10 protein-coding genes are annotated in these 8048 nt (G+C 67.5%); 4 read left to right on the top strand and 6 right to left on the bottom strand.

Annotation, left to right across the window (positions count from 1 at the left end; all coding sequences use genetic code 11):
• Positions 1 to 186: 186 nt before the first annotated feature.
• Entirely contained in the window at positions 187 to 1317 is a 1131-nt protein-coding gene (gene nadA / locus ACR2JA_RS14175) for a quinolinate synthase NadA (RefSeq protein ID WP_434009726.1), read from the bottom strand.
• Between the two features lie 36 nt (positions 1318 to 1353).
• Positions 1354 to 2217 (bottom strand): carboxylating nicotinate-nucleotide diphosphorylase, encoded by an 864-nt coding sequence (nadC, locus tag ACR2JA_RS14170; RefSeq protein ID WP_434009725.1) that lies wholly within the window; start codon positions 2215 to 2217, stop codon positions 1354 to 1356.
• Between the two features lie 60 nt (positions 2218 to 2277).
• Here nadC and panB point away from each other — a divergent pair, with 60 nt between their 5' ends.
• Positions 2278 to 3168: a 3-methyl-2-oxobutanoate hydroxymethyltransferase gene (gene panB / locus ACR2JA_RS14165; protein ID WP_434009724.1), complete on the top strand. Its 891-nt coding sequence runs from the start codon at positions 2278 to 2280 to the stop codon at positions 3166 to 3168.
• A 108-nt stretch (positions 3169 to 3276) separates the two neighbouring features.
• Entirely contained in the window at positions 3277 to 4143 is an 867-nt protein-coding gene (gene panC, locus ACR2JA_RS14160) for a pantoate--beta-alanine ligase (RefSeq protein ID WP_434009723.1), read from the top strand.
• 137 nt (positions 4144 to 4280) lie between these two features.
• Here panC and ACR2JA_RS14155 read toward each other — a convergent pair whose 3' ends face one another.
• The 4 genes from ACR2JA_RS14155 to ACR2JA_RS14140 form a co-directional block, all read right to left on the bottom strand.
• Positions 4281 to 5300, bottom strand: a complete 1020-nt coding sequence (locus ACR2JA_RS14155; protein ID WP_434009722.1) for an NAD(P)H-dependent glycerol-3-phosphate dehydrogenase — start codon at positions 5298 to 5300, stop codon at positions 4281 to 4283.
• A 19-nt stretch (positions 5301 to 5319) separates the two neighbouring features.
• On the bottom strand, positions 5320 to 5763 hold the full coding sequence (secB, locus tag ACR2JA_RS14150; protein WP_434009721.1) for a protein-export chaperone SecB: 444 nt from the start codon (positions 5761 to 5763) through the stop codon (positions 5320 to 5322).
• Between the two features lie 111 nt (positions 5764 to 5874).
• Positions 5875 to 6132 carry a glutaredoxin 3 gene (gene grxC / locus ACR2JA_RS14145; protein WP_434009720.1) on the bottom strand — a complete coding sequence of 86 codons (258 nt, stop codon included), beginning with the start codon at positions 6130 to 6132 and terminating at the stop codon, positions 5875 to 5877.
• Between the two features lie 129 nt (positions 6133 to 6261).
• Entirely contained in the window at positions 6262 to 6669 is a 408-nt protein-coding gene (locus ACR2JA_RS14140; protein WP_434009719.1) for a rhodanese-like domain-containing protein, read from the bottom strand.
• 116 nt (positions 6670 to 6785) lie between these two features.
• Between ACR2JA_RS14140 and gpmA the strand changes: the two genes are divergently transcribed.
• Both gpmA and ACR2JA_RS14130 read left to right on the top strand, forming a co-directional pair.
• Positions 6786 to 7529 carry a 2,3-diphosphoglycerate-dependent phosphoglycerate mutase gene (gene gpmA, locus ACR2JA_RS14135; RefSeq protein ID WP_434009718.1) on the top strand — a complete coding sequence of 248 codons (744 nt, stop codon included), beginning with the start codon at positions 6786 to 6788 and terminating at the stop codon, positions 7527 to 7529.
• Positions 7530 to 7643: 114 nt separating this feature from the next.
• The coding region (locus ACR2JA_RS14130) for a S41 family peptidase (protein ID WP_434009717.1) at positions 7644 to 8048 on the top strand (405 nt) is incomplete at its 3' end.

Below are 8048 nucleotides of genomic sequence, written 5' to 3'. Positions count from 1 at the left end.
GAGGGCCGCGGAACGGGGCGAAATCAGCCTCCAAACCGACCTTCAAAGCCTGAAATCTCCGCCATCCGAAATCGAGTGCATCAACTCACACTGCAGCGGGTGTTGTGCAGACCTTCCTTAGCGCTACACGGGCTGGCAAACCGCAATCGACCCACCCGGGCAGTGGCTCTTCAATCGACCCCGGGCTTATGCCGCGCCAATGTTGGGCACCAGCGCACCCGCGTCGTGCCCAGCCTTGTGTGCGGCTGTGAAGGCCAGCATACGGTCGATCGGCTGACGCGCCCGGGGGATGAGGGCCGGGTCGACGTGGATCTCGTTGAGCCCGGTCTCCAGCACGCGCGCCACGCCAGCCAGGCCGTTCATGGCCATCCAGGGGCAGTGCGCGCAGCTCTTGCAGGTGGCGCTGTTGCCCGATGTGGGCGCCTCGATGAAGACCTTGCCCGGGTTCTGCTGACGCAGCACGTGCATCATGCCGTTGTCGGTGGCCACGATGAATTCCGTGGCTACCATCTCGCGTGCGGCCTTGAGGATGGCGGACGTGGAGCCCACCGCATCGGCCATGGCAATCACATCGGCCGGGCTTTCTGGGTGAACCAGCACCCTGGCTCCAGGGTGATCCTTCTTCAGCGCGGCCAGTTCGAAGGCCTTGAACTCGTTGTGCACGATGCAGGAGCCGTTCCACATCACCATGTCGGCGCCGGTCTCGCGCTGGATGTAGTTGCCCAGGTGGCGGTCGGGCGCCCACAGGATCTTGTGGCCCTTGTCCTTGAGGGCCTTGACGATGTCCAGCGCACAGCTGGAAGTGACCAGCCAGTCCGAGCGGGCCTTCACGGCAGCACTGGTGTTGGCGTAGACCACCACGGTGCGGTCGGGGTGCTGGTCGCAGAAGGCGCTGAAATCTTCGATCGGACAGCCAAGATCCAGCGAGCAGTTGGCATCCAGGTCGGGCATGAGCACAGTTTTCTCAGGGCTCAGGATCTTGGCAGTCTCGCCCATGAAGCGCACCCCAGACACAACCAGGGTGGTCGCGGCGTGGTCACGTCCGAACCGCGCCATCTCCAGCGAGTCGCTGACGATGCCACCGGTCTCGATGGCGAGGTCCTGCAGGTCCGGGTGCACGTAGTAGTGCGACACCATCACCGCATTGCGTTGTTTGAGCAGGCGACGGATGCGGTCCATCAGCGCCGCGCGCTGCTTGGGCCCGGGCTCGACCGGTACACGCGCCCAGGCATGCTGCGTCGGGCAGGCTGGCTGCTCGTACTCGACGTCGATGACCGCGTCGCCCGCCGAGGCGGAGTTGGATTCAGACATGTTCATGGCGGCCTGGCCTGCCTTCTCAGAACGGATGCGGTGTCACAGAGCCTGAAACCGCATCGAAAAATCAACCGCCTTGACGTCTTTGGTCAAGGCCCCAATGGAAATGCGGTCAACCCCGGTTTCTGCCAAGGTCCGCACGGTCTGCAGGTTCACGCCACCCGAGATTTCCAGAATCGCTCGCCCCGCATTGCGACGCACGGCGTCCGTCAGGGTGGAAACCTCCATATTGTCCAGCAGGATCATGGTCGCGCCACAGGCCAGGGCCTCGTCCAGCTGGTCCAGCGTCTCGACCTCGATCTCCACAAAGCGCGCCTGTGGCGCCGTGTCCTGCGCGCGCTTGAGCACCGCCGCCACACCGCCCGCCGCGGCGATGTGGTTTTCCTTGATCAGCACCGCGTCGTACAGGCCGATGCGGTGGTTCACGCCACCACCGGTCTGGACCGCATATTTCTGTGCCAGCCGCAGCCCGGGCAAGGTCTTGCGCGTGTCCACAATCGCCGCGCGCGTGCCTTTGACCGCGTCGACGAACACGGCCGTCTTGGTCGCCACGGCCGAGAGCAACTGCAGGAAGTTCAGCGCCGTGCGTTCGGCCGTCAGCAGCGCCTGGGCGTTGCCCTCGATCTCCAGCACCACCTGGTCAGCGGCGCAGCGCTGGCCTTCGGTCACGTGCCAGGTCAGCTGCGCCTGCGGGTCGCAGGCCGCGACCGCGGCGCTCACCCACGGTGCACCACAGATCACGGCCGCCTCGCGCGCCAGGATGCGGGCACGGGCGCGGCGTGTGCCTTCGACCAGCGCGGCGGTCAGGTCGCCGCTTCCCACGTCTTCGGCCAAGGCCCGCGCCACGTCGGCCCGGGCCAGTGCGGACAGGTCGTCGGCCGTATATTCAGAGAGGTGTTTCATAGGGTCGCAAGCATAGCGGGATCGAATATAGTGCCGCATCCCGAGCCTGAGAGACGCCTCATGAGCACAGACCATCCGTCCAGCCCCGCCACCGGCACCCCCTACGGCACGCTGCCCGCAGCGTCCCCCCTGCCGCAGCGCAAACCGGTGAGCCTGCCGCGCCTGCAGGAGATGCGCGAGCGCGGCGAAAAGATCACCATGCTCACCGCCTACGACGCCACCTTCGCGGCGGTGGCCGATGCGGCGGGTGTCGAATGCATCCTGGTGGGCGACTCGCTGGGCATGGTGTGCCAGGGCCTGTCGAGCACCGCCGGCGTCACGCTGGACACCATGGTCTACCACACCGAAAGCGTGGTGCGTGGCCTGCGCCGCGTGCAAGGCACGGCCTGGGTGATCGGTGACCTCCCGTTCGGCAGCTACCACGAATCGAAAGAACAGGCCATGCGCAGCGCGGCGCAGTTGCTGCACGCGGGCGCTCACATGATCAAGCTCGAAGGCGGTGGCTGGACCACCGAGACCGTTCGCTTCCTGGTCGAACGCGGCGTGCCGGTCTGTGCCCACCTGGGCCTGACGCCACAGACCGTGCATTCACTGGGCGGCTACCGGGTGCAGGGTCGCGACGATGCGGCCGCCCGCACCCTGCGCACCCACGCCCAGGAACTGCAGGACGCCGGTGCCACCATGCTGGTGCTGGAAATGGTGCCCGCCGTGCTGTCGGCCGACATCACCACCGCGCTGCCCACCTGCCACACCATCGGCATCGGCGCCGGCAAAGGCACGGCAGGCCAGGTGCTGGTGATGCACGACATGCTGGGCATCAACCTCGGCAAGAACCCAAAGTTCGTGCGCAACTTCATGGACGGCGCGCACAGCGTGCGCGACGCCATGGCCGCCTTCGTGGCCGCCGTCAAGGACGGCAGCTTCCCGGACGACGCCCTGCACGCCTGGTAGACAGGCCCACCCCCGCAGCGCCTGCGGCGCTACCCCCTCAAGGGGGCGGCGCTGGCGACCCGGCAAAGCCGGTTCCGCGGCGCCCCTCGACAAGACACGTCTCTCCTCATGCAACTCGTCCACACCGTCGAAGACCTGCGCGCTGCGCTGCGACCGTTCAACTCGCCCGTGTTCGTGCCCACCATGGGCAACCTGCACGACGGACACCTGGCCCTGGTGCGCACCGGCAAGCCACTGGGCGATGTCACGGTCTCCAGCATCTTTGTGAACCGGCTGCAGTTCGCGCCGCACGAAGACTTCGACACCTACCCGCGCACGCTGCAGGCAGATTGCACCCGGCTGGAACAGGCCGGCTGCGACATCGTGTTCGCGCCACCCGAAAAGGAGCTCTACCCCGAGCCGCAGGTCTACAAGGTGCAACCGCCTTCGGACCTGGCCGACATCCTGGAAGGCCACTTCCGCCCCGGTTTCTTCATCGGTGTCTGCACCGTCGTGATGAAGCTGTTCCAGTGCGTGTTCTCGGAAGCCAAGGGCCCGCGCTACGCGCTGTTCGGCAAGAAGGACTACCAGCAGCAGATGGTGATCCGCCGCATGGTGCAGCAGTACGCGATGCCGATCCAGATCATCGCCGGCGAGACGCAGCGCGCCGCGGACGGTCTGGCGCTGAGTTCGCGCAACGGCTACCTGAGCGAGACCGAGCGGGCCGAAGCGGTGCAGCTGTCGCTGGCCCTGCGCGCCCTGGCGCGCGACGCGCTGGCCGCGGCGGGTGCGCTGCCCGAGAAACGCGAAGCCCTCGAAGCGCTGGCCATGCGAGCCCTGGCGGTGCGCGGCTGGCAGCCCGACTACCTGACGGTGCGCCGCCGCCACGACCTTCAGCCGCCGTCGGCACAGGACGCGGTCACGGCGCAGTCGCTGGTGGTGCTGGGCGCTGCGCGCCTGGGCAGCACGCGGCTGATCGACAACTTCGAGATTTAGGCCACCCCCCCGCGCCGGGCTTCGCCCGTCACCCCCTCAAGGGGGCGATGCGAGTGGCCCGGCGAAGCCGGTTCCACCGCATCTTGGACTGAACAGCCCGCGCGCCGGCGGTGCGCCGGCGCATCTGCCGCAGCAGATCAGAGCGCCTCGTCCTTCGGATCGCGCCCCATCAGGGCGGCCACGGCCTGGGCGGGCTGCAGCTGGCCTTCGAGCAGTGCCACCACGGCTTCGCTGATGGGCATTTCGATGCCCAGGACGCGGGCGCGCTGCACCACCGTGCGGGCGCTGTAGACGCCTTCGGCCACGTGGCCAAGTGATGCCACCGCCTGTGACAGGCTCAGGCCCTGGGCCAGCAGCTGGCCGACCTTGCGGTTGCGAGACAGGTCGCCGGTGGCCGTCAGCACCAGATCACCCAGCCCCGACAGCCCCATGAAGGTGTCGGCCCGGGCGCCCAGGGCCAGCCCCAGGCGCGTCATCTCGGCCAGACCGCGCGTGACCAGCGCCGCGCGCGCGTTCAGGCCCAGGTTCAGGCCGTCGCACAGGCCGGTGGCGATCGCCAGCACGTTCTTGACTGCGCCGCCCACCTCGACACCCACGATGTCTTCGTTGGCGTAGACGCGCAGCGTGGGGCCGTGAAAGCCCGCCACCAGCGCGTCGCGCACGGCGGCGTGGTCGCTCGCGGCCACCAGGGCTGTGGGCTGGCCCCGCGCCACTTCCTGCGCAAAGCTGGGGCCACTGAGCACGCCGGCCTTGAGGCCCGGCGCCACCGCGGCGCACACCTCGTGCCCCAGCAGACCGCCCGGAGCACCGGCCTGCGGGCTCTCGAAGCCTTTGCAGATCCACACCACCGGCACCACCACGCCCTGCAAGGCCGTGAGCACGCCGCGCAGCGCGGCCATGGGCGAGCCGATGACCACCAGGTCGGCGTCGCGCTGCGGCGCATGAGGGCCGTCCAGCGCCGCGTGGCTGACGGACAGGGTGGGCGGGAACGGGTGACCGGGCAGGTAGCGCGCGTTTTCGCGCTGCTCGGCCATGGTCTGCGCCTGCTGCGGATCGCGCGCCCAGAGCGTGACCTCGCGCCGCCCGCCCGGCTGGCCGGCGGCGTTGATGGCCAGGGCGGTGCCCCAGGCACCGGCCCCCAGGATGGCGATCCTCATCGCGACGAAGAGGGGGAACTTACTGGGCCATGGCGGGCGATTGCTGCGCCTGCTGCTGCTCGTACATGGCCTGGAAGTTGATTTCTGCCAGGTGCACGGGCGGGAAGCCGGCGCGCTGGATCAGGTCGGCCACGTTGCCGCGCAGGTAGGGGTAGACGATCTGCGGGCAGGCAATGCCCATGATCGGACCCATCTGCTCTTGCGGCAGGTTGCGGATTTCGAAGATGCCAGACTGCTTGGCCTCGACCAGGAACACGGTCTTGTCCTGGATCTTGGTCTGCACCGTGGCGGTGACGCTGATTTCGTACACGCCGTCGGCCGCGGGCTTGGCTTCGACACCCAGCTGGATGTCCACCGAAGGCTGCTCCTGCTCCAGCAGGATGGAGGGCGAATTGGGCTGCTCCAGCGAGGCTTCCTTGAGGTAGATGCGCTGGATCTGGAAGATGGGATCTTGGTCGGCCATGAGGTGCTTTCGGGTGGTTCGGACAAAGAAAAACCCGCCGGGGAAGACTGTTCCCGCAGCGGGCACGCGGCTATTATCGCCGCTGGCCGCCAGGCGCGGCTTTGAGCGGGGTCAGGCCTGCAGCAGGGGCACCAGGCCACCGCGCCGGTCCAGCGCGTGCAGGTCGTCGCAGCCGCCGATGTGCGTATCGCCGATGAAGATCTGCGGCACGCTGGTGCGGCCCGTGATTTGCGTCATCTTCGCGCGCACGTCGGGTTTGCCGTCGACCACGACTTCCTCGAAATCGTGCACACCGCGCTCGCGCAGCAGCGCCTTGGCGCGTGTGCAGTACGGGCAGAAATCACTCGAATAGATCTTCACGTGGGCCATGGCAAAAACTCCTAAAACCTCAAGACATCACCGGAGCGCGGGCTTTCGCCAGCACAAGCCGTGGAACCGGCTTCGCCGGGCCACAGGCGTGGTCCCCCTGGGGGGAAGCCGCGCATCGGCGCAGGGGGGTCACTTCTCCACCGGGAGACTGGCCGCACGCCAAGCACCCATGCCACCCGTGAGCGAGTGTGCGTTCTCGTAGCCCAGCTTTTTCGCGACGGCCACCGCACGGCGCGACCGCATGCCCGAGGCGCACACCAGGATCAGCGGCGCGGTCTTGTTCTTGACCACACCGGCCAGCTTCGCTTCCAGCTCGGCCAGGGGCACGTTCTTGGCGCCACCCACGTGGCCAGCGGCAAATTCCTCGGGGGCGCACACGTCCACCACGTTCGCCTTTTCGCGGTTGATCAGGCGCACCGCCTCGCTGGCGTTGAGCGAGCCGGCACCAGCACTGCCGGACAACGTGGGCCACAGCAGCATCCCGCCAGAGGCCAGGGCGACCGCAAACAGGGTCCAGTTTTCGATGAAGAAACTCACAGGGAAACCTTTCAGAAGAGCCCGAGATTCTAAAATGTCCGGCTGACCTGCGCTGGCACCCGCCCTGGGAGCCCGTGCCGGCAGCCCGACCCGCACCATCCCAACACCGCCAAGCCATGTACAAACTCGTCCTGATCCGCCACGGCGAATCCACCTGGAACCTCGAAAACCGCTTCACCGGCTGGACCGACGTGGAGCTCACCCCCACCGGCGTTTCGCAGGCCATGTCGGCCGGCAAGCTGCTCAAGGCCGAAGGCTACGAATTCGATGTGGCCTACACCTCGGTGCTCAAGCGCGCGATCCACACCCTGAACTACTGCCTGGACGAGATGGACCGCACCTGGCTGCCGGTGGTCAAGGACTGGCGCCTGAACGAACGCCATTACGGCGGCCTGCAGGGCCTGAACAAGGCCGATATGGCCAAGCAGTACGGCGATGCGCAGGTGCTGGTCTGGCGCCGCAGCTACGACACCCCGCCGCCCGCCCTGGAAGCGAGCGACCCGCGCAGCGAGCGCGGCGACCGCCGCTACGCCCAGCTGCAGCCCGAACAGATCCCGCTGACCGAGTGCCTCAAGGACACCGTGGCCCGCGTCATGCCGTTCTGGAACGAGGTGCTGGCCCCCACCATCACCAGCGGCAAGCGCGTGGTGATCGCGGCACACGGCAACAGCATCCGCGCCCTGGTCAAGTACCTGGACAACATCGGCGACGACGACATCGTGGGCGTGAACATCCCCAACGGCATCCCGCTGGTGTACGAGCTGGATGCGAACCTCAAGCCCCTCAAGTCCTACTACCTCGGCGACGCCGAAGCCGCTGCCCGGGCCGCTGCGGCCGTGGCCAGCCAGGGCAAGGCCTGACACCGCGCAGCGGCTTCCAGGAACCGAACCGCAACGGCCCCCTCCAAGGGGGTATATTGGCCCGCGCAGCGCTGCGGTGACGTCCGTCACGGGGCTATTGAATTGGGGAACGAGATGGGTCAGAAGTTGAAGATCGCCGGTTGGGTGGCCATCGGTGCGGTGGCCGGGGCACTGACCACGGTGCAGTTCCAGGCCGTGGCGCGGGGCACGCTGGCGCCGCTGCCGCTGGAAGAGCTGCAGCAGCTCGCCGCGGTGTTCGGCATGGTCAAGACCGACTATGTCGAGCCGGTGGACGAGAAAAAGCTGATCTCCGAGGCCATTTCGGGCATGGTCGCCAGCCTGGACCCGCATTCCCAGTACTTCGACAAGAAGTCCTTCAAGGAATTCCGTGAGGGCACCAGCGGCCGTTTCGTCGGCGTCGGCATCGAGATCACCATGGAAGACGGCCTGGTCAAGGTGGTCTCTCCCATCGAGGGTTCGCCGGCGTTTCGGGCCGGCCTCAAGGCCGGTGACCTCATC

Source organism: Hydrogenophaga sp. (genome assembly GCF_051007235.1).
Taxonomy (GTDB): domain Bacteria; phylum Pseudomonadota; class Gammaproteobacteria; order Burkholderiales; family Burkholderiaceae_C; genus Hydrogenophaga.
Note: the sequence above shows the minus strand (reverse complement) of the source record. Positions and strands in the feature narration are given on the sequence as shown.

What these genes read in the sequence shown, in the direction of transcription:
- nadA (WP_434009726.1), bottom strand. Translation starts at nt 1,317, where the DNA reads ATGAACATGTCTGAATCCAACTCCGCCTCGGCGGGCGACGCGGTCATC.
- nadC (WP_434009725.1), bottom strand. Translation starts at nt 2,217, where the DNA reads ATGAAACACCTCTCTGAATATACGGCCGACGACCTGTCCGCACTGGCC.
- panB (WP_434009724.1), top strand. Translation starts at nt 2,278, where the DNA reads ATGAGCACAGACCATCCGTCCAGCCCCGCCACCGGCACCCCCTACGGC.
- panC (WP_434009723.1), top strand. Translation starts at nt 3,277, where the DNA reads ATGCAACTCGTCCACACCGTCGAAGACCTGCGCGCTGCGCTGCGACCG.
- ACR2JA_RS14155 (WP_434009722.1), bottom strand. Translation starts at nt 5,300, where the DNA reads ATGAGGATCGCCATCCTGGGGGCCGGTGCCTGGGGCACCGCCCTGGCC.
- secB (WP_434009721.1), bottom strand. Translation starts at nt 5,763, where the DNA reads ATGGCCGACCAAGATCCCATCTTCCAGATCCAGCGCATCTACCTCAAG.
- grxC (WP_434009720.1), bottom strand. Translation starts at nt 6,132, where the DNA reads ATGGCCCACGTGAAGATCTATTCGAGTGATTTCTGCCCGTACTGCACA.
- gpmA (WP_434009718.1), top strand. Translation starts at nt 6,786, where the DNA reads ATGTACAAACTCGTCCTGATCCGCCACGGCGAATCCACCTGGAACCTC.